The organism is Exiguobacterium acetylicum DSM 20416 (assembly GCF_000702605.1).
Taxonomy (GTDB): Bacteria; Bacillota; Bacilli; order Exiguobacteriales; family Exiguobacteriaceae; genus Exiguobacterium_A; species Exiguobacterium_A acetylicum.
In genome coordinates this window covers 1,587,804-1,611,738 of the sequence record NZ_JNIR01000001.1, presented here as the reverse complement: position 1 = coordinate 1,611,738, position 23,935 = coordinate 1,587,804, and the positions used below count along the sequence as shown (strand labels likewise).

Annotated in this window: 25 protein-coding genes and 1 other annotated feature; of the genes, 23 read left to right on the top strand and 2 right to left on the bottom strand. The window is 49.8% G+C overall.

Annotation, left to right across the window (positions count from 1 at the left end; all coding sequences use genetic code 11):
* Window positions 1-140 precede the first annotated feature (140 nt).
* The 19 genes from P401_RS0108745 (at window position 141) to P401_RS18860 (ending at window position 19,156) form a co-directional block, all read left to right on the top strand.
* Entirely contained in the window at window positions 141-467 is a 327-nt protein-coding gene (locus tag P401_RS0108745) for a cell division protein SepF (RefSeq protein ID WP_236627098.1), read from the top strand.
* A gap of 2 nt (window positions 468-469) precedes the next feature.
* Complete coding sequence (locus tag P401_RS0108740) at window positions 470-745, top strand: YggT family protein (protein ID WP_023468796.1); 276 nt, start codon at window positions 470-472, stop codon at window positions 743-745.
* Window positions 742-1,512, top strand: a complete 771-nt coding sequence (locus P401_RS0108735; protein WP_029342133.1) for a YlmH family RNA-binding protein — start codon at window positions 742-744, stop codon at window positions 1,510-1,512. Before P401_RS0108740 ends, P401_RS0108735 begins: the two co-directional genes overlap by 4 nt.
* Before the next feature lie 25 nt (window positions 1,513-1,537).
* A complete protein-coding gene (locus P401_RS0108730) occupies window positions 1,538-2,059 on the top strand; it encodes a DivIVA domain-containing protein (RefSeq protein ID WP_023468794.1) in 522 nt (173 codons plus the stop codon).
* Window positions 2,060-2,300, top strand: a binding site (T-box leader).
* Between the two features lie 57 nt (window positions 2,301-2,357).
* The gene (gene ileS / locus P401_RS0108725; protein ID WP_029342132.1) at window positions 2,358-5,093 is read left to right on the top strand and encodes an isoleucine--tRNA ligase; all 2,736 of its coding nucleotides are present in this window, start codon (window positions 2,358-2,360) and stop codon (window positions 5,091-5,093) included.
* 72 nt (window positions 5,094-5,165) lie between these two features.
* A complete protein-coding gene (gene lspA / locus P401_RS0108720) occupies window positions 5,166-5,642 on the top strand; it encodes a signal peptidase II (protein WP_029342131.1) in 477 nt (158 codons plus the stop codon).
* Window positions 5,639-6,562, top strand: a complete 924-nt coding sequence (locus P401_RS0108715; protein ID WP_029342130.1) for an RluA family pseudouridine synthase — start codon at window positions 5,639-5,641, stop codon at window positions 6,560-6,562. Before lspA ends, P401_RS0108715 begins: the two co-directional genes overlap by 4 nt.
* Window positions 6,563-6,810: 248 nt before the next feature.
* Window positions 6,811-7,341, top strand: coding sequence for a bifunctional pyr operon transcriptional regulator/uracil phosphoribosyltransferase PyrR (gene pyrR, locus P401_RS0108710; RefSeq protein WP_029342129.1), 531 nt, complete (start codon window positions 6,811-6,813; stop codon window positions 7,339-7,341).
* Between the two features lie 51 nt (window positions 7,342-7,392).
* Window positions 7,393-8,706 (top strand): uracil-xanthine permease family protein, encoded by a 1,314-nt coding sequence (locus P401_RS0108705; RefSeq protein WP_029342128.1) that lies wholly within the window; start codon window positions 7,393-7,395, stop codon window positions 8,704-8,706.
* Between the two features lie 123 nt (window positions 8,707-8,829).
* Window positions 8,830-9,765 carry an aspartate carbamoyltransferase catalytic subunit gene (locus tag P401_RS0108700; RefSeq protein ID WP_029342127.1) on the top strand — a complete coding sequence of 312 codons (936 nt, stop codon included), beginning with the start codon at window positions 8,830-8,832 and terminating at the stop codon, window positions 9,763-9,765.
* Entirely contained in the window at window positions 9,749-11,020 is a 1,272-nt protein-coding gene (locus tag P401_RS0108695) for a dihydroorotase (RefSeq protein WP_029342126.1), read from the top strand. The genes P401_RS0108700 and P401_RS0108695 overlap by 17 nt, the downstream gene beginning before the upstream one ends.
* The gene (locus P401_RS0108690) at window positions 11,013-12,101 is read left to right on the top strand and encodes a carbamoyl phosphate synthase small subunit (protein ID WP_029342125.1); all 1,089 of its coding nucleotides are present in this window, start codon (window positions 11,013-11,015) and stop codon (window positions 12,099-12,101) included. The genes P401_RS0108695 and P401_RS0108690 overlap by 8 nt, the downstream gene beginning before the upstream one ends.
* The gene (gene carB, locus P401_RS0108685) at window positions 12,094-15,303 is read left to right on the top strand and encodes a carbamoyl-phosphate synthase large subunit (protein ID WP_029342124.1); all 3,210 of its coding nucleotides are present in this window, start codon (window positions 12,094-12,096) and stop codon (window positions 15,301-15,303) included. The genes P401_RS0108690 and carB overlap by 8 nt, the downstream gene beginning before the upstream one ends.
* The gene (locus P401_RS0108680) at window positions 15,300-16,031 is read left to right on the top strand and encodes an iron-sulfur cluster-binding protein (RefSeq protein ID WP_029342123.1); all 732 of its coding nucleotides are present in this window, start codon (window positions 15,300-15,302) and stop codon (window positions 16,029-16,031) included. The genes carB and P401_RS0108680 overlap by 4 nt, the downstream gene beginning before the upstream one ends.
* A complete protein-coding gene (locus P401_RS0108675; RefSeq protein ID WP_029342122.1) occupies window positions 16,028-16,960 on the top strand; it encodes a dihydroorotate dehydrogenase in 933 nt (310 codons plus the stop codon). The genes P401_RS0108680 and P401_RS0108675 overlap by 4 nt, the downstream gene beginning before the upstream one ends.
* On the top strand, window positions 16,935-17,636 hold the full coding sequence (gene pyrF, locus P401_RS0108670) for an orotidine-5'-phosphate decarboxylase (RefSeq protein ID WP_029342121.1): 702 nt from the start codon (window positions 16,935-16,937) through the stop codon (window positions 17,634-17,636). The genes P401_RS0108675 and pyrF overlap by 26 nt, the downstream gene beginning before the upstream one ends.
* Window positions 17,624-18,265, top strand: a complete 642-nt coding sequence (gene pyrE / locus P401_RS0108665; protein ID WP_412767685.1) for an orotate phosphoribosyltransferase — start codon at window positions 17,624-17,626, stop codon at window positions 18,263-18,265. Before pyrF ends, pyrE begins: the two co-directional genes overlap by 13 nt.
* Before the next feature lie 80 nt (window positions 18,266-18,345).
* Window positions 18,346-18,657, top strand: coding sequence for a hypothetical protein (locus P401_RS18865; RefSeq protein WP_236627097.1), 312 nt, complete (start codon window positions 18,346-18,348; stop codon window positions 18,655-18,657).
* A gap of 7 nt (window positions 18,658-18,664) precedes the next feature.
* Window positions 18,665-19,156 (top strand): GNAT family N-acetyltransferase, encoded by a 492-nt coding sequence (locus P401_RS18860; RefSeq protein ID WP_236627096.1) that lies wholly within the window; start codon window positions 18,665-18,667, stop codon window positions 19,154-19,156.
* Window positions 19,157-19,264: 108 nt separating this feature from the next.
* Here P401_RS18860 and P401_RS0108655 read toward each other — a convergent pair whose 3' ends face one another.
* Window positions 19,265-20,236, bottom strand: a complete 972-nt coding sequence (locus P401_RS0108655) for a zinc-binding dehydrogenase (protein WP_029342119.1) — start codon at window positions 20,234-20,236, stop codon at window positions 19,265-19,267.
* A gap of 2 nt (window positions 20,237-20,238) precedes the next feature.
* On the bottom strand, window positions 20,239-20,730 hold the full coding sequence (locus P401_RS0108650; RefSeq protein WP_023468778.1) for a lactoylglutathione lyase family protein: 492 nt from the start codon (window positions 20,728-20,730) through the stop codon (window positions 20,239-20,241).
* Window positions 20,731-20,834: 104 nt separating this feature from the next.
* Here P401_RS0108650 and P401_RS0108645 point away from each other — a divergent pair, with 104 nt between their 5' ends.
* From P401_RS0108645 to P401_RS0108630, 4 genes are all read left to right on the top strand, one after another.
* Window positions 20,835-21,149, top strand: coding sequence for a winged helix-turn-helix transcriptional regulator (locus P401_RS0108645; protein WP_023468777.1), 315 nt, complete (start codon window positions 20,835-20,837; stop codon window positions 21,147-21,149).
* Between the two features lie 19 nt (window positions 21,150-21,168).
* Window positions 21,169-21,858, top strand: coding sequence for a metal-dependent hydrolase (locus P401_RS0108640; RefSeq protein ID WP_029342118.1), 690 nt, complete (start codon window positions 21,169-21,171; stop codon window positions 21,856-21,858).
* A gap of 205 nt (window positions 21,859-22,063) precedes the next feature.
* On the top strand, window positions 22,064-22,966 hold the full coding sequence (locus P401_RS0108635; protein WP_029342117.1) for a DUF4097 family beta strand repeat-containing protein: 903 nt from the start codon (window positions 22,064-22,066) through the stop codon (window positions 22,964-22,966).
* Window positions 22,963-23,874, top strand: coding sequence for an FUSC family protein (locus P401_RS0108630; protein ID WP_029342116.1), 912 nt, complete (start codon window positions 22,963-22,965; stop codon window positions 23,872-23,874). The genes P401_RS0108635 and P401_RS0108630 overlap by 4 nt, the downstream gene beginning before the upstream one ends.
* Window positions 23,875-23,935: the final 61 nt, after the last annotated feature.

Here is a 23,935-nt window from a genome sequence, read left to right as displayed (position 1 = left end):
TTCTCGGCAACAGCGACGATTTAGATGAACTTGAATATGAAAATGATGCTACAATAAATAAAGGTAGAGGTGCTTCACAACAAGAGTATGAAGAGTATTACGAGGAATCTACCCCAAGTGTTACTCAAAAGGAGGACAGCGTGAGACAATCGAATATCGCGCCGCTTCATGCGACGAAAAAAACGAAATCGCAAGTCATTTTGAGTGAACCACGTGTCTTCAACGAAGCCCAGGAAATCGGGGAACATCTTCGTCAGAACCGTGCTGTCATCGTCAATATGCAGCGTATGTCAAAAGATCAATCACGACAGATGATCAATTTCTTATCTGGTGTCGTCTTCGCTCTCGATGGAACGATTACGACGATCAGTCAGAATACCCTCCTCTGTGTTCCGAACAACGTCGAGTTGGCTGGTAGCATCTCGAATCTTCTTGGAGAAGATGATATTAATCATAAGGGGTGGTAAGTATGGATTCTCAAGTGATGTACGCAATTGGTCGTACATTGAGTACGTTATTACAGTATTACAGTTACGTCATGATCGTTTATATCCTGCTATCGTGGTTCCCGAATGCCCGTGATTCGAAATTCGGACAAGTGCTCGCGATGTTAGTCGAGCCATTCCTAGCGCCCTTCCGTCGTATCATCCCGCCTATCGGGGGCATGCTGGATATCTCGCCGATTGTAGCCTTCCTCGTCTTGAACTTGGCTCAATCGGGCATTCGAGCAATCTTTTTAGTATGAGCGTATACGATCATTATCGTGGAAGCGAGCGGGAATTCGTCGATTCAGTCTTGAACTGGATCGATCATGTGGAAGCGACCTATACGTTCAAATTAACGGATTTCTTAGATCCACGTGAACAACAAATCACACAAGAACTCGTCGGTTCGAAATGCGCCCTCTTTTTTGAGGGCGGTTTCGAAGGCGCTGAACGTAAACGGGCAATCCTCGCACCAGATTATTATGAATACAACGCGGATGACTTTGACATTTCCATCTATCGCATTCATTATCCTACTAAATTCGTTGAACTTTCTCATCGTCAAGTCACCGGTACATTATTGAACGTCGGATTGAAACGAGCCAAATTCGGCGACGTCATCATCCAGGATCAAGTACAATTTGCCGTCGCGGACGAAGTCGCGACCTATATCGAAGCAAACGTCGAACGAGCAGGGAAGACGAAGATTCGTCTTTCGCGTGTTGAGGCGGAAGACCGTTTGAAAGTGAAGGATCAAGAGTGGGAAGAGACACTTGGGTTCGTCAGTTCACTTCGGTTCGATACGGTCGTGAGTGAAATTCTAGGCTTCTCACGTCAAAAAGCACAGACGCTCATTAAACAAGGTGAAAGTAAGGTCAATTATAAAGTAGTGGATGATTCAAGCTTCATGCTAGAAGAAGGTGACTTGCTTTCCTTGCGTGGAACGGGACGTGTCAAGTTGATTGCAATCCTCGGATCAACAAAACGTGACCGGATCAAGCTACAATACGGTATTTTAAAAGGATAAGATAAATGCGGAGGAGGAATTCATCATGCCATTAACGCCACTCGATATTCATAATAAGGAGTTCACACGAAAGTTTCGCGGCTATGACGAAGATGAAGTGAACGAATTCCTAGATCAAGTCATCAAGGACTTTGAATTGTTGTTACGTGAGAATCGTCAACAACAGGAAGTCATCCAAAATATGCAAGCACGCGTCGACTACTTCAGTTCGATGGAAGAAACATTGAACAAATCGATCATTGTCGCACAGGAAGCGGCTGAAGAAGTCAAAGCCAATGCTTCAAAAGAAGCGAGCTTGATCCTAAAGCAAGCAGAACGTGAAGCAGAGCAGTTGCAAGATGCGGCGCAACGCCGGGCACAACGGACAGACTTCGAAGTGGAGCAGATGCGCAAGAAAATCGAGCTTTACCGCAACCGGTTTAAAGTGTTGATCGATGCACAGATGGAATTGTTGACGAGCCACGACTGGGATGCGTTTGATTTCTCTTCTCGTGGAGCGCTTGACGATGTTCCGGCAGTTGCGTATAATGACGACGATGTCGTATAAATAAAATCAATGATAAGGACACGTCGCATCTTGGACGGTTGACAGCGAATCGGGGAACGGTGGGAGCCCGAGCAACGAAAAAGATGGGGTATCCCCTTAGAGTGCATGACTGAACGTTCGCTGAACAGTAAGCCATGCCGGTTCACTCCCGTTATCGAGTACTTAAGCGGTCCTGTGTCATCGAACTGATGAACAGGATTAGTAGGGTGGTACCGCGAGTTCAGCCAAGCTCGTCCCTATCTCAGGGATGAGCTTGGCTTTTTTTGTACTTTTAAAGCGAAAGGTGAGAGATGGTCAGATGGATTACAAAGAAACCTTATTGATGATGAAAACTGAGTTTTTAATGCGAGGCAATTTACCTAAACGTGAACCAGATATGCAAGCACGTTGGGAAGAAATGAACCTCTATGCTGCCGTACAGGAAAAGAACGCTGGGAAACCAACGTTCATCCTCCACGACGGTCCTCCGTATGCGAATGGTGATATCCATATGGGTCACGGATTAAACAAAGTCCTAAAAGACATCATCGTTCGTTATAAATCGATGAATGGATTCCAGTCTCCGTACGTACCAGGTTGGGACACACATGGATTACCAATCGAAACAGCACTTCAAAAAGCCGGCGTTGATCGTAAATCGATGACGGTCGCGGAATTCCGTGAATTATGTGCGAAATATGCGCTCGAACAAGTCGATCACCAACGCGAGCAATTCAAACGCCTCGGCGTACTCGGTGACTATGACAACCCATATATCACCCTGCAACCAGAATTTGAAGCAGCGCAAATTCGTTTATTCGGAGATATGGCGAACAAAGGCTATATCTATAAAGGGAAGAAGCCAGTCTATTGGTCACCGTCTTCTGAATCGGCACTAGCTGAAGCAGAAATCGAATATCAAGATAAACGATCAGCTGCCATCTATGTCGCGTTCCAAGTCATGGACGGAAAAAACATCTTAGAGCCGACGGATAATTTCGTCATCTGGACGACGACACCATGGACGATTCCAGCGAACCTTGGAATCTCTGTCAGTGCGGAATTGACGTATGCGCGGATCGAATATCAAGGAAAAGGCTATATCGTAGCGGAAACGCTCGTTCCTGAAGTCATCGAAGCACTCGGATGGGAAGATGCAACAGTCGGACGTGTCTTCAATGGTGCGGACTTCGAGTACATCAAGGCAAAACATCCGCTTTACGATCGTGAATCACTCGTCATGCTTGGCGATCACGTTACAGCAGAAGCGACAGGTGTCGTTCATACAGCTCCAGGTCACGGGGAAGATGACTTCCGCATCGGTCAAGCGTACGGTCTTGACGTCCTTTGCCCAGTTGACGATAAAGGAGTCATGACAGCAGAAGCTCCTGGATTTGAAGGCATGTTCTATGAGGATGCGAACAAAGAAATCGGTCTCGCCCTCGAAGAAGCAGGCGCTCTCTTAAAACTATCGTTCATCAAACACTCGTATCCACACGACTGGCGGACGAAAAAACCGGTCATATTCCGGGCAACGCCACAGTGGTTCGCTTCAATCAAAGACTTCCGTGCGGAAATCCTTGATGAGATCAAAGGCGTCCAGTGGGTACCAGAGTGGGGCGAAACACGTCTTCACAACATGTTTAAAGACCGCGGCGACTGGGTCATCTCACGTCAACGCGCTTGGGGTGTACCACTTCCAATCTTCTACGCTGAAGACGGTACGGAAATCGTCACACCAGAAACGATTGATCATATCGCGAACTTGTTCGCAGCTCACGGATCAAACGTCTGGTATGAGCGCGAAGCGGTCGACTTGCTTCCTGAAGGATTCACACATCCAGCCAGTCCGAACGGTATCTTCAAAAAAGAAACGGACATCATGGATGTCTGGTTCGATTCTGGTTCATCACATGCCGGTGTCCTTGCGACACGTCCTGAATTGACGCGTCCGGCGGATCTCTATCTTGAAGGATCTGACCAATACCGCGGTTGGTTTAACTCTTCGTTATCGACAGCTGTCGCAACGACAGGGAAAGCACCATATAAAGCGGTCGTCAGTCACGGATTCGTCTTGGATGGTCAAGGTCGTAAGATGTCTAAATCGATCGGTAACACGATCGCACCGATCCAAGTCATGCAACAATTCGGAGCAGAGATTCTTCGCTTATGGGTCGCATCTGTTGATTATCAAGCCGATGTCCGGGCATCGATGGATAACTTCAAACAAGTCTCAGAGTCATACCGGAAAATCCGCAACACGGTTCGTTTCCTTCTCGGAAACTTGGATCAATTCGATCCTGCGGCGCATCGTGTCGCATTTGAAGACTTACCAGAGTCAGACCGTTTCATGCGGACGAAATTGGACCAACTTGTTGGAAAAGTAAAAGCGGCATATGATGCGTACGACTTCATGTCGGTCTATCAATTGCTCCACAACTTCTGCGTCCTTGATTTGTCGTCGTTCTACCTCGATTACACGAAAGATATCCTGTATATCGAAAAAGCAGACGCGACGTCGCGTCGTGCGGTTCAGACGGTCATGTATGATACAGTCGTCGCCTTGTTGCAATTGATGGCACCTGTCCTGCCACACACAGCAGACGAAGCATGGGAGTTCGTACCAGCTGTTGAGACGAAGAGTATCTTCTTGACGGACCTTCCGGAAACGGTCGAAGTCTCAGAAGAAGGACTTGCCCTCATCGAGAAATGGAACGCGTTCCTGACGTTCCGCGATGATGTCTTAAAAGCACTCGAGGAAGCACGCGTTGAGAAACTCGTCGGTAAGACACTCGAAGCGAAACTCTTACTTGCGCCGAAAGAAGAAACAAAAGCCTTGCTCGGTACGATTGATCATCTTGAGCAGTTACTCCAAGTCTCACAACTCGAATTCGTGGAAACGGCAGATAAGATGTATGAGACGACCGGCATCACGGTTCAAAAAGCTGACGGTGAAAAATGTGAACGTTGTTGGACATATTCGACGGAACTCGGACAAGATCCGGCTCATCCGACGCTTTGCCCACGTTGTACTGAAGTCGTCAATTCTTTATAATGATACAAAGGGAGGGGCGACTGCGACTTCGCAGGACGTCCCTCATTATTTTTGGATGCGGAGGACAATAGGATGTGGCTTTACTTAGGGATTGCTGCTTTACTCGTTGGAATCGACCAGTTGACGAAATGGATCGTCGTTCAAAACATGACGATCGGTCAAGCGATCACGGTCATTCCGGATTTCTTTTATCTCAACTCGTATCGGAATCGAGGCGCTGCGTGGGGAATGCTCGAAGGTAAATTCGGCTTTTTCTTCATCGTTACAGTCGTCGTCGTCATTGGATTGATTTACTTCCTCTACAAGGAAGGCACGAAAAATAAGGTATTTGCTTGGAGCATCGCGTTATTGCTCAGTGGTGCGATCGGAAATTTCATTGATCGAATGGCACGAGGAGAAGTCGTTGATTTCTTCCACTTCTTCCCGTTCGGCTATAATTTTCCGATCTTTAATGTCGCAGACGTCTGTTTGACGTTTGGTGTCATCGCGATGCTGATCAGCGTCATGTTCGAAGAACGGTTGACTAAGAAAGGAACGATGGATAAATGAATGAAGTAGAAACATGGTCCGTGCAAGCGGATGGAGCGACAGGGCGCATTGATAAATGGCTCGCAGAACAAAACGATTGGTCGCGTTCGCAAGTACAGGAATGGTTGAAAGCGGGACGTGTCGAAGTCGATGGTCGTGTTGTCAAACCGAACTATAAATTATCGGGAACGGAATCGATTGTCGTTCATATCCCGGAAGCGGTGGAGCTCGAGATCTTACCGGAAGACATCCCACTTGATGTCGTCTATGAGGACTCGGACGTCATCGTCGTCAACAAACCAAAAGGGATGGTCGTTCACCCGGCGGCAGGTCATGTCTCAGGAACGCTCGTCAACGCCTTATTACACCACTGTCAAGATCTCTCAGGCATCAATGGCGTCAAACGTCCAGGAATCGTTCACCAGATCGATAAGGATACGTCAGGTCTCTTGATGGTCGCTAAGAACGACTTAGCGCATGAATCGCTCGCGCATCAATTAAAAGAGAAGACGACAGAACGTCTTTACATCGCGCTCGTACACGGTGAAATCCCGCACGAACTCGGAACAATCGAAGCACCAATCGGACGCGATAAGAACGACCGTCAACGGATGACGGTAACGGATAAGAATTCAAAGTCTGCCGTAACCCATTTCCGTGTGCTTGATCGGTACGAAGGCTTTACGGTCGTTGAATGTAAACTTGAAACAGGACGGACACACCAAATCCGTGTCCATATGCGTTATATCGGTTTCCCGCTTGCAGGTGACCCGAAATATGGTCCACGCAAGACGATGAAAATGAACGGTCAAGCCTTGCATGCTGCGGTTCTCGGTTTCGAACATCCACGCACAGGCGAGTGGATGCGGTTTGAAGCACCACTCTCAGAAGAGATGACATTTGAAATCGGTCAATTGAAAAAACTTGAATTAGAGTCTTGACGTTTTTCTAATAAAACGGTAGAGTATCACCTAGAGAGCGATGCGAGACATCCTCTACTGACACTTCGGTCGTCCGAGCGACGATCCTACCAAACTAATATCACCTTTAATCGAGTCCGGAGAGGCTGCGAAAGGGAGAACCTACCACGATTGTGTGTAGGCATGCATACAATACGTATGCCATGATTCTGTCTTCGATGACCTTCTGCGGATTCCCGCAGAAGGTCTTTTGTATGAAAGGAGAAACTATGAAACCAGCCGTCATCTTAGATGAAGCCGCGATTGGACGTGCACTGACACGGATCGCCCATGAAATCATCGAACGAAACAAAGGGATTCATGATTTGATGATCGTCGGAATCAAGACGCGTGGCGAGACACTCGCTCGTCGCCTTGCGAAGCGAATCGAACAAATCGAAGGAAAACCGGTCTTACTCGGTGTCGTCGACATCTCGATGTACCGGGATGACTTGTCGAAACGAAGTTTAGAACCAGAAATCAAAGGTTCTGATTTACCGGAAGACATCACCGGGAAAATCGTCGTCCTCGTTGACGATGTCCTCTACACAGGACGCACCGTTCGCGCCGCGATGGACGCGCTCGTCGACCACGGAAGACCAAGTATGATTCAACTCGCTGTCCTCGTCGACCGCGGACATCGGGAGTTACCGATTCGACCAGATTTCATCGGTAAGAACGTCCCGACATCCCGTGAGGAACAAGTCGTCGTCGCGCTTTCTGAAGTCGATGAAGCCGATCAAGTATTCATTAAACGCTAAAATTCAAAACCTTTAAGGTGGTCCAGAGAGACCAGAAAGGGAGTCATCCATATGGCAAAACATGCCGCAGTACTTGATGTACAAGAAGTACCTACTCACCCTCTAAACTGGCTGATGCTCAGCCTGCAACACGTCTTCGCGATGTTTGGTGCGACCGTGCTCGTCCCGCTCTTAACGGGACTCAACACATCGGTCGCGCTCGTCGCAAGCGGAGTCGGCACACTGATTTTCCTCGCCGTTACCCGCTTCAAAGTACCCACATATCTTGGTTCGAGTTTTGCCTACATTGCCCCGATCATTGCCGTCAGTGAACGGTGGGGTGTCGAGGATGCCTTAATCGGCGGAATGGTCGCTGGACTCGTTTACGGACTTGTCTCACTCCTCATCCGCTACACGGGAGCTGCTTGGTTGCTTCGCTTACTCCCGCCGGTTGTCATCGGACCGGTCATCATGGTCATCGGTTTATCGCTCGCCCCGACCGCTGTCAACATGGCGATGAACGGAGCGGACGGTAAGTACAACGGACTGTACTTCCTCGTCGCGATGGTCACACTCGGTGTCACACTCCTTGCGATGACGTACTTAAAAGGAATGTGGAGCACGATTCCGATCCTGTTCGGGATCACGGTTGGTTATCTCGTTGCGGCATCGGTCGGAATCATTGACTTCACACCACTGCAACAAGCCACGTTCTTCCACGTGCCGGACTTCACGATTCCGTTCCTGAGTTACACACCATCGTGGAATACAGCAGCCTTGCTACTGATCGTTCCCGTGACGCTCGTCACACTGACGGAACACATCGGCGAACAAAAAGTGACATCACGCATCATCGGGCGCGAGACGCTCCTTGATCCAGGGATGCACCGGACCGTACTTGGCGACGGGATTGCGAAGACAGTCGCTTCGATGCTCGGTGGACCACCAGTTACGACCTACGGTGAAAACAACGGTGTCATGTCAATCACTCGCGTCTATAGTGTCTTTGTCCTAGGTGGTGCGGCGGTTCTTGCGATCAGTTTCGGTTTCCTCGGATATGTCGAAGGGTTCATCAAGACGATTCCGACACCAGTCATGGGCGGGATCAGTATCCTCTTATTCGGAGTCATCGCGTCAAACGGTCTCCGGACGCTGACGGAAAGTAAGATTGATCTTGCCGATAAACGAAACTTGACGATTACAGCCGTCATTCTCGTCACGGGTATCGGAGGCGCAGCGCTCAAAATCGGCAACTTCTCTCTCGAAGGGATGGCACTGGCGACGATTCTTGGGATCATCCTGAATCTAGTCCTTCCGAAAACGACAGAGCAGGTCGAAGAAACAACGGAAACCTCTACAACTCAATCGGTAGCTAACAACTTTTAAGACGTTCCGAGAGAACGATAAAGTGAGGGCCATGAAAAGATGCAGGGAATCACTCTGCCTTCTTTCGGCGCACCTTCACTTAGAAGGTGCGCCTTTTTCATGACCTGAAAAGGAGTGAATGATATGAAGACGATCCTAAAAAACCGGCATTTCGTCAATTTAGAAAGCTTATCCACGACAGAGATCAATTCTTTGATTGAGCGCAGTCTCGCTTTTAAACGGGGCGAGCCAGCACCAGATTTTTCCGATAAGACACTCGTCAATCTGTTCTTTGAAAACTCGACCCGGACACGCTCTTCCTTTGAGATGGCAGAGCATCGCCTGAACATGTATCTACTACCGTTCGAAACCGCGACTTCCTCCGTACAAAAAGGGGAGACGTTACTCGATACGTGCAAGACGCTTGAAGCAATCGGCGCAGATGGGTTGGTCATTCGTCACGGGGCGACCGGCTATTACGAAGAACTACTAGCAACGCTCGATATTCCGATCATCAATGCGGGAGACGGGAGCGGTCAACATCCGTCCCAGTCCTTACTCGATCTGATGACGATGGTCGAGACGTACGGAACGGTCGAAGGAAAAGTCGTCGTCATCTGTGGGGACTTACAACATAGTCGCGTCGCCCGGTCGAATGCGGATATCTTAAAGCGACTCGGTGCCATCGTCTATGGATCAGGACCAGTTGAGTGGTACGATCCGGCGATGGGGATTCCACATCTTTCGATGGATGAAGCCGTCGAACAGTGCGACATCTTGATGTTACTGCGTGTCCAGCACGAACGGCATGACGGGACGACTCGATTTGATCCAGCAGACTATCACGCGACGTATGGATTAACGCATGAGCGGATGAACCGTCTGAAGAATTCCGCAATCGTGCTTCATCCGGCACCGGTCAATCGAGGAGTCGAGATTGCCGACGAACTGGTTGAACATCCGCGATCACGGATCTTTGAACAGATGAAAAACGGTGTCTTTGCCCGCATGGCGATTCTAGAATGGTGCTTTTCAACGAAATCAATCAAAGGAGACGATGAAGATGATAACACGAATTGAGAATGCAAGATGGTTCGAGGCGGGACAAGTTCGGACGGGGGATATTCGAATCGATGACGGGAAAATTACGGATTTAGCAGCAACACCACAAGCTGGAGAAACGGTCATTGATGCATCCGGCTTATTCGTTGCACCAGGATTCGTCGACATCCATGTCCATCTACGGGAACCGGGCGGCGAACATAAGGAAACGATTGCGACCGGCACAGCAGCGGCGGCAGCGGGAGGATTCACGACGATTTGTCCGATGCCGAACACGCGTCCTGTACCGGACGATCGCCAAACACTCGATGCCTTGTTCCGAAAGATTGAAGAAACGGCGTCCGTCCGGGTTTTGCCTTACGCGGCGATTTCAAAAAATCAACTCGGACAAGAACTCGTCGCGTTCGACCAACTAACAGATGCTGTTGCGTTCACGGATGACGGTGTCGGTGTCCAGACGGCAGCAGTCATGCGGACAGCGATGCAACAAGCGGCACGGCTCGGGAAAACGATCGTTGCCCACTGCGAAGATGATTCATTAAAAGCAGGGTGTGTGCACGAGGGGAACTATAGTCGACGGGAAGGACTACAAGGTATTCCATCGCTTGCTGAGAGTATCCACATCGCCCGGGATGTCCTGATCGCCGAAGAGACTGGCTGCCATTACCATGTTTGTCACGTTTCGACGAAAGAATCGGTCCGTGTCATCCGTGATGCGAAACGAGCCGGGATCCGGGTGACGGCAGAAGTCACACCACACCATCTCGTGTTGATCGATGAAGACATACCGAATCAGGATCCGAACTTTAAAATGAATCCTCCCCTGCGGAGTGAAGCGGATCGCCAAGCATTGCTCGAGGGGCTAGCGGACGGAACGATTGATTGCATCGCGACCGATCATGCTCCTCATGCGGCAGAAGAGAAGGCACTCGGTATCGAACGCGCCCCGTTCGGCATCACAGGGTTTGAGACGGCCTTCCCATTGCTCTATACGAAACTCGTCGCTGAAGGTGAGATGACACTTGAAACACTGATTCGGAATTTGACAGACAAGGCAGCAGCGATCTTTGAACTTCCTTACGGCAAACTCGAAGTGGGGGCGGAAGCAGATTTGGTTCTGCTTGATTTAGAAACAGAGCGGACCATATCACCGGAACGATTCCGCTCAAAAGGTAAGAACACACCGTTCGCAGGAGAACGGTTAAAAGGATTCCCGGTCATGACGCTCGTCAAGGGAGAAATCGTATTCAAGGAGGACACAGCACATGCATAAACGGACACTGATACTAGAGGATGGGATGACGTTTGAAGGAACAGCATTTGGCTCGGATACGACAACAACAGGAGAAGTCGTCTTTCAGACCGGAATGACAGGGTATCAAGAAATGTTATCGGATCCATCTTACTGCGATCAGATGATCGTGTTGACGAATCCGTTGATCGGAAACTACGGGATTAACCGAGAAGATTATGAAACGACGCGTCCACTCGCTAAAGCATTGATCGTACGTGAACATTGTCAGACACCGTCGAACTTCCGGAGTGAGATGTCCCTCGATGCAGCACTCCAAGATCTCGACATCCCAGGGTTAAGTGGAATCGATACGCGTCAACTGACACGACATATCCGTTCGAAAGGCGTCATGCGCGGACGACTCGTTGATGGTGAGTTCGATTTAGCAGCAGAACTGGTTCATCTTCAAAACGCCCCTATCGAGACGGATCAAGTCAAGCGGGCCTCGACGGAACGAGCGTACATCATTCCGGGCGCTGGACCGCGGATTGTCCTCGTCGACTTCGGTGCGAAGCTCGGGATCGTCCGTGAACTCGTCAAACGCGGCTGTGAAGTCGTCGTCGTGCCCTACGACGTCAGTGCAACGGAAGTCTTACGCTATCGTCCAGACGGTGTGATGCTGTCGAACGGACCAGGGAATCCAAAGGATGTCCCGACAGCGATTCCGATGATTCAAGAATTGACGGGAAAAGTTGTCATCTTCGGCATCTGTCTCGGTCATCAGTTGATCGCACTAGCGCACGGGGCGGATACGTTCAAGCTCCCATTCGGTCACCGAGGGGCGAATCATCCAGTCCAAGATATCCGGACAGGTCGCGTCGATATCACGTCGCAAAACCACGGGTATGCCGTCGACGAACAGTCATTACGCGATACCGTGCTTGAAGTGACGCATCTTGCGATCAATGACGGAACGGTCGAAGGAATCCGTCATACGACAGCAGCGGTCTTCTCCGTCCAGTACCATCCGGAAGCATCACCTGGTCCGATGGATGCGAACGGTCTATTCCAACAGTTTTTAGAAGAAATCACGAAACAACAGGAGGTCTCTCATGCCTAAACGTCAAGATATCCAGAAAATTCTCGTTATCGGGTCCGGTCCTATCGTGATCGGACAAGCAGCTGAATTCGACTACGCTGGAACACAAGCGTGTCAAGCCTTGAAGGAAGAAGGATATGAAGTCATCCTCGTCAACTCGAACCCAGCAACGATCATGACGGATCCAACGGTCGCTGATCGTGTCTACATCGAGCCCCTCCAAGCAGAGTTCGTCTCGCGGATCATCCGCAAGGAGCGACCAGACGCCTTACTTGCGACACTCGGGGGTCAAACGGGTCTGAACTTGGCTGTCGAGCTGGATCGTCTCGGTGTCCTTGCTGAGTATGGTGTCGAGTTACTTGGTACGAAATTGTCAGCAATCGAAGAGGCAGAAGATCGTGATTTGTTCCGTCAACTGATGTTTAAACGCGGGCATGGTGTGCCGGACAGTGAAATCGTGCATACGCTTGAAGAGGCACAACAATTCCGGCAACAGATCGGTTTACCGATCATCATCCGTCCGGCGTATACGCTTGGAGGAACGGGCGGTGGAATCGCCAACACACCAGAAGAGTTCACGCGAATCGTCGAAGGGGGACTCAAGGCAAGTCCGGCAACACAAGTACTTCTAGAAAAATCAATTGCCGGGATGAAGGAAGTCGAGTTCGAAGTCATGCGCGATGCGACGAATCAGGCGATCATCGTCTGTGCGATGGAAAACTTCGATCCCGTCGGTGTTCATACTGGAGACTCGATCGTCTTCGCTCCGACACAAACGCTATCGGATCGCGATTATCAATTGCTACGAAACGTCTCGCTCGATATCATTCGTGCACTCGGGATTGAGGGTGGATGTAACATCCAGTTCGCACTGGATCCGACGAGCTTCGACTACTATGTCATCGAAGTCAATCCACGTGTCTCACGCTCGTCTGCACTCGCGTCAAAAGCAACGGGTTACCCAATCGCAAAACTGGCTGCGAAAATTGCCGTCGGGTATGCCTTATCCGAATTAAAGAACCCGATCACCGAGACAAGTTTTGCTTCCTTCGAACCGGCACTCGATTATGTCGTCGCCAAGATTCCGCGCTGGCCGTTCGATAAATTCGAAACGGCAGACCGAACACTCGGAACACAGATGAAAGCAACTGGTGAGGTCATGGCAATGGGACGGACGATGGAAGAGGCCTTACTAAAAGCCGTTCGTTCGCTCGAGATCGGTACAGCGGATCTGTATATGCCACGCTTCATCGAAATGGCAGACGATGCCTTACAACAAGCGATTCGCCAAGCGACGGACGATCGACTCTTCGCCTTGTACGCGGGCTTCGTCCGCGGTTACAGCGTCGAACAGATTCATGACTGGACGGCGATTGATCGCCTGTTCCTAGAGAAGTTGCACCATATTTGGCAGCTCGAGCAATCGGTCGCAGCTGGTTTGACACCTGAACTACTCCTGCATGTGAAGCGGTATGGATTCAGTGACCCGATGCTCGCCCGGATCACCGGACAAACGGAAACGGAGATTCGCCAGATGCGTGAAGCACAAGCGATTCACCCGGTCTATAAGATGGTCGATACGTGTGCGGCAGAGTTCGCGTCCGACACGCCGTACTACTACGGGACATACGAACGCGAAAATGAAGCGATCGCGACGAACCGTTCTTCGATTCTCGTCCTAGGATCGGGACCGATCCGGATTGGTCAAGGCGTTGAGTTCGATTATGCGACAGTCCATTCGATTCAGGCGATTCGTCAAGCTGGCTACGAAGCAATTATCGTCAACAACAATCCAGAAACGGTGTCGACCGACTTCTCGATCTCCGATCGGCTTTACTTTGAACCACTGACAACGGAGGATGTACTGGAAGTCATCCGAAATGAACGTCCGCTCGGTGTCATCGTCCAGTTCGGTGGACAGACAGCGATCAACTTAGCCGAGTCATTAGCAGCAGAAGGTGTAAAAATCCTCGGGACATCGCTTGAGGATCTCGACCGGGCTGAGGACCGGAAACAGTTCGAAGCAGCATTGACGGCGCTCGACATTCCACAGCCACCAGGTAAAACGGCCGTGACAGTCGAAGAAGCGGTCACGGCAGCAGCGTCACTCGGTTACCCGGTTCTCGTTCGTCCATCGTACGTCCTCGGCGGTCGGGCAATGGAAATCGTCTATGCTCAAGAAGAACTGGAACATTACATGAAACACGCGGTCATCGCCTCACCGGAACGACCGGTCCTCGTTGACCGCTACCTGACAGGAATCGAACTCGAGGTCGACGCGATCTGCGACGGAACGGATGTCGTCATTCCAGGCATCATGGAGCACATCGAACGTGCCGGTGTTCACTCGGGTGACTCGATTGGTGTCTATCCGCCACAACGTGTCTCCCAAGACATCAAGGACCGGATCGTCGACTACACGACACGGATTGCGAAAGCATTCGGCATCAAAGGCTTACTCAACATCCAGTTCGTCTACGCGGACGGCGCTCTCTATGTCCTTGAAGTCAATCCGCGTGCTAGCCGGACGGTGCCATTCATCTCGAAAGTGACGGGACTTCCGGTCGCGCGTCTCGCAACGGACATCATTCTCGGTGAGACACTCGCTTCTTATGGATTAACAAGTGGTGTCCTACCGGAAGAACCACTCGTCTCGGTCAAAGTACCGGTCTTCTCATTTGCGAAGCTTAAAGAAGTTGATCCGACACTCGGACCGGAGATGAAATCAACCGGTGAAGTCATCGGAACGGACCGGACGCTTGAAAAAGCGCTCTATAAAGGGTTGCTCGCATCAGGGATGGCAATTCCAGAGCACGGTCGTGTCCTCTTGACGGTCGCAGATCCAGATAAAGCAGAAATGACGGATCTTGCACGACGCTTTGCCTCACTGGGATTCACGCTACTTGCAACGGAAGGAACGGCAGCCTACTTGACGGAACAAGGATTACCGGTCCAGACGGTCGGCAAAATCGACTCGTCTTCCGAATCGATGCTCGACGTGATTGAAAAAGGAGAAATCGAATATGTCATCAATACGATGAGTCGGGACTCACAAGTCACAAAAGACGGCTTCATCATTCGCCGGGCAGCAGCCGAGAATCAAGTCGTCTGTCTGACATCACTCGATACAGCGGAAGCAATTCTACGTGTCATCGAAAGTCGCTCGTTTGAAGCCAGTGCAATCCAAGCCTTCACACATGAAAAGAAAGTGGTGATCCAATGAAGCAACTCTTGACGGTCGTCTCTCGACGAAAGGTAGCTCAAGGTGCGACAGAACTCGTCTGTCGCCTCGAGCAACCTCAGGACATCGCGCCAGGGCGATTCATGCATCTGCGCGTCGGTCCACTCTTACGCCGACCGATCTCGATTGCCCGGGTCGATCGTGACTTGATCACGTTTCTCTTTAAAGAAATCGGACAAGGAACAGCAGAACTGGCTTCTTTGCGTCCGGATGATACGATCGATGCCCTCGGACCGCTTGGAAACGGGTTTCCGATTGCTGCTATCCATCCCGCTCAACGCGTCGTCCTCGTTGGTGGTGGGATCGGTGTCCCGCCGCTGTATGAGACGATGCGCCAACTTGTCGCCCGGGGCGTGACATGTGAAGCGATTCTAGGATTTGATACGGCAACAAGTGTTTTTTACGAAGCGGAATTCCAAGCACTCGGTAAGACGACGGTTACGACCGTCGATGGAACGCATGGCACGACAGGATTCGTCACGGCAGCCTTACGTCCAGAAAGCTACGACGTCCTACTCGCCTGCGGACCGGAACCGATGTTGCGAACGTTACAGCAACAACCAATCGAACATAAGTATCTGTCGATCGAAAACCGAATGGGATGCGGCATTGGAGCATGCTTTGCCTGTGTCTGTAAAACACCGACGGGCGGGTACGTTAAGACGTGTTCCGATGGTCCAGTCTTTCGGGCAGAGGAGGTCGTATTATGACGGAACGATTGCGTGTCGAGTTACCGGGACTCTCTTTAAAAAATCCGATCATGCCAGCATCCGGATGTTTTGGATTCGGTGAGGAATATGCGAAGTTGTATGATTTATCAGAGCTTGGGGCGATCATGATTAAAGCAGCGACGGGGGAAGAACGCTACGGAAACCCGACGCCACGTGTCGCAGAGAGTGGCATGGGGATGCTGAATGCAATTGGTCTCCAAAACCCGGGTGTCGATGGCATCCTAACGAATAAATTGCCTTTCCTCGAGACGTTCGATACGGCAATCATCGCCAATGTCGCGGGTTCGACACCGGAAGAATATGAGCTCGTCGCGGAGAAAATGAGTCGGCATCCTGGCATTCATGCACTGGAATTAAATATTTCCTGTCCGAACGTCAAATCGGGTGGGATTCAATTTGGGACGGATCCGTTGCTTGCTGCTGAGTTGACACGACGTGTGAAACGGGTCTCGACTAAACCGGTTTACGTCAAACTATCACCGAACGTCACCTCGATCGTCGAGATGGCTCGTGCCGTCGAGAACGCTGGTGCAGATGGTCTGACGATGATCAATACACTCGTTGGGATGCGAATCGATGTCCGGACGGGGCAGCCAATCCTTGCCAATCGGATTGGTGGATTATCTGGTCCGTCAATCAAACCAGTCGCGATTCGGATGATTCATGATGTTGCACAAGTCGTCTCGATCCCGATCATCGGCATGGGTGGCGTGATGGAGGTCGATGACGTCTTGGAAATGATTTACGCTGGGGCTTCGGCTGTTGCCGTCGGTACTGCAAACTTCGTCAATCCATACATCTGTCAAGAATTGATTCAGCAGTTACCGGAACGCATGGACGAACTGGGTATCGATCATATTTTAGACATTAGGGGGAAAGCATATGAATCAACTTTACATCGCGCTTGATTTTCCGACCGAAGCAGAAGTCTTTTCGTTTCTCGAACGGTTCGAAACGACACGACCGGCCGTAAAAGTCGGGATGGAATTGTTTTATGCAGCAGGCGGAACGTTCGTCCGTAAACTCGTCGAGCGTGGACATGCGGTATTCCTCGATGTCAAAGTCCACGACATTCCAGAAACGGCGCGCCGGACGATGCGTATCATCGGACAGCTAGGCGTCGATCTGACGAACGTCCATGTTGCCGGTGGGAGAGAGATGATGATCGCGGCGCGAGAAGGACTGCGTGAGACGAACGCCGAGACACAACTGATTGGCGTGACTCAGTTGACATCGACGGATGAAGCGATGTTACGCGATTTAAAGATTGAAGGAGCGATGCCGACTGTCGTTCGTGAGTATGCGCAACTCGCAGAAGCAGCGGGACTAGATGGTATCGTTTGTTCAGCACTCGATCTTCCGGAATTAGTTCCAGCCTGTCGAGCAGATTTTCGGTTCGTCACACCCGGCATTCGTCCGACGAACAGTCAAGCGGATGATCAAAAGCGTGTCGCGACCGTTCTTGACGCTCGTCAAAATGGAGCGTCGGATTTAGTGATCGGTCGTCCGATTACACGTGCTGAACATCCCGAACAGGTCTATCAGATGTTACTTGAACAATGGAAGGGGCAATTCTCATGGTAAATCCAATCGCTAGTGCGTTACTCCGTATTGAAGCCGTCACCTTATCGCCAAACGATCCATACACATGGGCGAGTGGACTTCGTTCACCAATCTATTGTGATAATCGTTTGACGCTCTCGTACCCGGAAGTTCGTTCGTTGATTGCGGATGCACTCGCAGAGAAAGTGAAGCGACTTGCAGTCGATGTGATTGCGGGAACCGCGACGGCAGGTATTCCACACGCAGCACTCGTCGCGGAACGATTAGGATTACCGATGGTCTACGTACGTAGTGGCAACAAGAAACACGGTAAAGGGAATCAAATCGAAGGTGTCATTCAGCCTGGACAACGTGTCGTCGTCATCGAAGATTTATTATCGACCGGGATGTCTGCGATCGAGGCAGCGGAAGCCTTGCAAGCGAAAGGGGCAGATGTCGTTCGCATTCAAGCGATCTTCTCATACGGGATGGAGCGCTTGTCAAACAATCTCCGCGACGCAAAAATTGAATCGGATGCATTACTGACGTTTGAAGCGTTACTCGAAACGGCGCAACAACAAGGCGATATTACTATAGAAGAGCAAAAACAGTTGGCGGATTGGTCGAAAGATCCAGTTGCTTGGAGTGAACGTTTTACAGCGAACGTTTAAAATCGATAGATTCCGTCGGACGACCTACGATTTCTCGTGTGAGATTTGGTACACTAGAAAAATAAAGGAGGTCGTCGACTATGGTGACGCATTATCGTGATTATGAACAGTTCAAAAAGGTCGTCCTCCCGTTTTTGCTTGAACGTCCGGATACCCATCAGTTGATTCTTGGCATATTAGAACGTGGGGATGAACCGCTCTTGATGGCAACGGCACAAGAAGGCGATCATCGTCTCGTCATATTGCAAACGATACCCGAGCAAGCCATCGTCGCTGGGGATGTGTTCTCGCAAGAAGGGATCCGAAAGCTTGCGCGAATTCTGGACAGTCCAGGATTCGTCGGAGAACAGGTCATCTTAGCACCGCTTTTTACTTCCACATTCCATGTATGAGGTACATATGGAACAGGGGATGTATGCACTGACGAAGGTCAAGATGCCAGATGTTCCGGAAAACGTCGTCTTCCGACCGATTTCGGACGATGAAAGACAACAAGCCTTAGCGTTTGCGTCCGGATTTTTATATGAAGTCGAACCGCGTCCTTCCGAGCGACAGCTTGCACAACTCCATCAGTCGATGACGCGCCACATCCATCAAGGAAGCTTGTTCGGACTGTTTAGTGGAGATATGCTTGTCGCAATGGCGGCAGCGACGCGTCCGACACAAACTGGGATTACGATTTCTTACGTCTATACGCCGAAAGAACTGCGTGGAAATGGGTATGCCTCTTATCTCGTCGCCAAACTATCTGAACATCTACTACAGCCTTATCCGGTCGTGACGCTCTATACCGATTGGTCGAACCAGACAGCGAATAAGATCTATCAGCATGTCGGTTTCGAGTTGGTCGGACGATCCTTACATATCAAGAAACAAGAGCGCTATCGGTGAATATCGAGCCGCCTGTATCTTGGACATGGCTAGACATTGATATGTACAAAAACAGCCGATCATCCTTTTATAAAATAGGATGATCGGCTGTTTCATGTCAAAATGAAATTAATTGAATGTAGCAATGATTTTACCACGGACGTGGCGTTCAGATAGACGTTGCAATCCTTTGACGATGTCTGCTGCTGGAATCTCTTCCGTGACGAGTGGATCGAGTTCTTTTGTTGCGACGAGTTTTAATAACTCGCTTGCCATATGACCGAGGTTTCGGATGGCGCGGTCATTTTCGCTGGCATAAGCAGCCGCGAGTGCCACTTCATGGATTGATGGAGAGAGCGTGAACGGTTTGACGACTGACTGATCAGGACCACCGGCGATGAAGGCAAGTTGTCCTGAGAAAGCAAGACGTCCGAGATCTGCTGTTGCTTCGTCACGACCGACTGTATTGAAAATCAAGTCAGCGCCGCGACCGTTCGTCCAGTCTCGAATGACATCCGTGACATTTTCTTTTTTATAGTCAATGGCAAGATCGACACCGAGTCGCTTGACCCACTCGTGGTTTTCCGTCGAAGCAGTCGTTGCGACCGAAAGACCAAGGCGTTTCGCGAGTTGAATGCCGATGCCACCAACACCACCTGCACCAGCATGAATGAGGATCGTCTCTTTTCCTGTCGTGTTCATCTTTTGGACGATAGCTTCATAAGCTGTCATACCTGCGCAAAGAATCGCAGCGGCTTCAGCGAATGAGACGTCTTCCGGAATCAGGGCGAGGGCACGTGTATCGACGAGCGCATATTCAGCAAAAGCACCATCGCGTTGCAGGTTCGTATGAATCGCTACACGATCCCCGACTTTTACTTCTGCGCCTGGTCCGATTTGTTCGACGACACCGGCTAGGTCAACGCCCGGAATATGCGGGAACGTCCAAGCTGGATTGTTGGTCGCTTTATAATCGACGGGATTCAACGCGACGGTCTTGACGCGAATCAAAGCTTGTCCTTCTCCTGGCGTTGGCGTTTCGACCTCTTCGAATGTCCATTGATCAATGGCTGTACCTGAGTGATTTAACCATGCTTTCATGTTTAATACGCTCCTTCCGAATACGTGAGTTCATACGAGTGAGAGTAGATTTCGACGAGGTTACCGAATGGATCCTCACAGTAGACCATCCGATACGGCTTGTCTCCAGGGTAGTATTCGCGGATCGGCATCCGTTGTTTGCCGCCGTGGGCGACGATTTTTTCGACGAGTCCTTCGACGTCTGGGTCTTGGATCGCATAATGGAAGATCCCTGTTTTCCAGAATTCGAAATTGTTCTCGGGTTGTTCATTGTTCGGGAACTCGAACAACTCGATTCCGATACGGTCACCTGTCGCCATGTGAGCAATCCGGAATTTGTTCCATCCTGCACCAAAGACATCCGTACACATGACACCGATGGCAGAATCATCTTCGAGGACATCAGATGGTTCCATGATGATATACCAGCCCATCACCTCTTGATAAAAACGGACGGCTTCGTCGAGATTCGGTACAGAAAGACCGATGTGCGAAAAATTACGTGGATACGTCATGCTTAACACTCCTTTTGCAAAATGATTTACGCATACTCTAACTTACGCTACACTCGATTGCATAGTACGCACTTTGAAGTAACTACTCTGGAGGAGAGAACAACATGTCGACAGAACAATTTCCGGTCAATCGGGCGCTCGCCATCATCGGCGGAAAATGGCGTCCACAATTATATTGCACGTTAGAGAACGGTCCGAAACGTTTTTTAGAGTTACAACGTGCCATTCCCGGGATTTCTCGGAAAGTCTTGACTGATCAGTTAAAAGAACTCGAACGTCTCGGAATGATTGAGCGGATTGAGTATGATGAAGCCGTCTTACACGTCGAATACAAATTGACAGAAGCGGCATTTACACTGCAACCAGCCATGAAAGGTTTATGCGCATGGGGGGAAGGGAATCAATTATCCGAATCCTAATCGAGAGGCAGTGAACTAGATGAAGCTAACTTATCATGGACAGTCAACAGTAACGATTGAAACGAATGGTCACCATCTCGTCATCGATCCATTCTTTAGCGGTAATGAAAAAGCGACGACGAATCCAGATGACGTCAAGGCAGATTTTATTTTGCTAACCCATGCCCATGCCGATCATATGCTTGATGCAGAGCGAATCGCGAAAGCCACGGGAGCAACAATCATTGCTACTCATGAACTGGCGACGTATCTAAGTTTCAAAGGGCTCAACGTTCATCCGATGAATCTCGGCGGACAGTTTGAATTTTCGTTTGGTAAGGTGAAGATGACACAGGCATTCCACTCGTCGAGCATCATCGATGAGGAAAAACAGACGATTACGTATATGGGGATGCCGGCTGGATTCTTGCTGACGATCGAAGGGAAAGAAATCTATCATGCAGGCGATACGGCACTGTTCGGGGATTTAGCCCTTTATGGCGCCCATCACGAAATCGATTTAGCCTTCTTACCGATCGGTGATAACTTCACGATGGGTCCGGATGATGCGTTGATCGCTGCAGATATGTTGCAAGCGAAAGCAGTCGTACCGATCCACTACGATACATTTGATTTAATCAAACAAGATGCCAACGCATTCTGTGAAAAGATTGAAGCGCAAGGTCAAACGGGTCATCCACTCGCAATCGGCGAGTCACTCGAATTATAATCCGTTCTTAAGCAAAGGAGAGGAAACGTCAATGTTCCTCTCCTTTTTGTCGATTATTCTTCTGGAATGTCAGTGGTTCATCCGATGACGCTTCCTTCTTCCGCCCGATGGCGAAACGGTGAACTTCTTCTATGATAAGAAGGGGGCTGTTGACAGCCGATTCAGATATTCGGAATAATGGTAGACATGAGATGGAGGGGCTGACATGGAAGAGCATAATAGTAGGAGTGTGCGGAAACGAAAACAATCGTCGTTCACACGCTTGAAAAATAAACAAAAACAAAAGATGGATGCACGGTTGAATCGGATTGGAGAAAAAGGGCCAGTGAAGCGACCGCTTTATTTATACGGTGGTGTCATTCTCGGACTTGTCCTCATCTATTCGATCACATTGCTCGTCTCAACGGAATTGTTATCGCGCGGCGAAACATTCAAAACGACGAATCGCTATAAATCTCTCGCCATCGAGGCGCCGCACGCAACGGTACAATTCGTTCGAAGCACAGACGGAAACGTCCAAATCAAACTCGTCGATAGTGCGTCGAGTGGAAAACGACTGAAAATCAGTACATCGACGAATACGGTGACGGTGACAGGACGAGATGGTTGGCTGTCTCGACTTGGCAATCGTCCGAGCGAAAAAACAGCAGACTACACGATTCAAGTGGGATTACCAAGTTATATGAACCGTGTCGATGTCGATGCCGGTACACTGAAAGGAATGGGCATCTACGCAAAAACGATCGAGATGGACGGAGAAGCGATGAGTCTCGATAAAGTAAAAGGTGATGAGATTACACTGAATGCAACACGTGCGATTACCGTCAAGGAAATGGATGCCGTCCATGCGCAGGTGACAGGCGAGAGTGTCTCTCTATCAGACTACATGGCGAAGTTGAGTCTCGACGTCACAACGATTGACGGCGCGACAAAGCTAAAACCAAACAAAGCAGCCGGTACGATTACGATTGACACGGGAGGCGATGTTAAAGCCTCTGACCGATATACAAAACAAAAGAATAAGGATGAGACGATTTATGAACTGTCGAAACAAGAAAAACCGGAAGTGACAGTCAATAGTGAAGTCGGGCAGGTGACGCTCGAGTGAAATTAAAGTTTCGGATTGGACTTCGGACGATCAAGACCGGCATCGCGGTAGCTCTTGCCCTCAGCATCTCTTGGTATGTCTTCGGTATTTATTCAGGCATGGGAGCCGTCGCGGCAATCGTTGCGATGCAACCGACGATTCATCGGTCGTTCAAAATCGTCTTCAATCGGATCTTCGGAACGGTACTTGGACTGATGTGTGGACTCGCCATCGTTGCGACACTTGGCGCCAATCCACTGACGATCGGACTCGCCGTCGTTGTCTCGCTCGTCCTCAATTCGATGATTGGACGAACGGATATGTCGACGTTCGCCGCTTTTGCAATTGTGTTGATGTTCGAGAGCCCGACCGCCGACTACGTCCACTACGCCTTATCACGGTCGTTGCTGACTGTCGTTGGGGTATTATCTGCTGTCCTCGTCAATTACATCGTCTTCCCACCACATTATGAAGACCGCTTACTGTTACTCGTCAAAAAAACGACGCAACAGTTGATGGAAGATTGGCGCAGCCTTGTGCAAGATGATGGACGCTTGCTTACTGTCCGTAAACAAATTCTCAAGCATGAGGAAATGATGTTGATGCTCCAAGAAGATCAAAAATATCCACTAGTGGCGAGCGGTCAAAGTGAAGCGTTCATTCGACTGAAGGAGCTTGTCGATCTTGAAGACAAGTTGCTCGTCTTGCTTGAAAGCATTGCCAGTCATCGGGATATCCCGATGACAGAAGAACAGGAAAAGACGCTCGGTCAGGAAATTGATTTCTTACTCAGCCATCATTACGATGTCATCTTCTCCCACGAACGAAAACAAGCGATGTTCTCATTCGATCAAGAATTAAGCGAGGCGAAGGATATCATCCATGGGCATTTGCTCGATTACCGGGAACAGTTAGAAAAAATGAAGTAACGATGAAAAAGCGCTGTTTCTCCTAAGTAATATTTAGGAAAAACAGCGCTTTTTTGTGTAG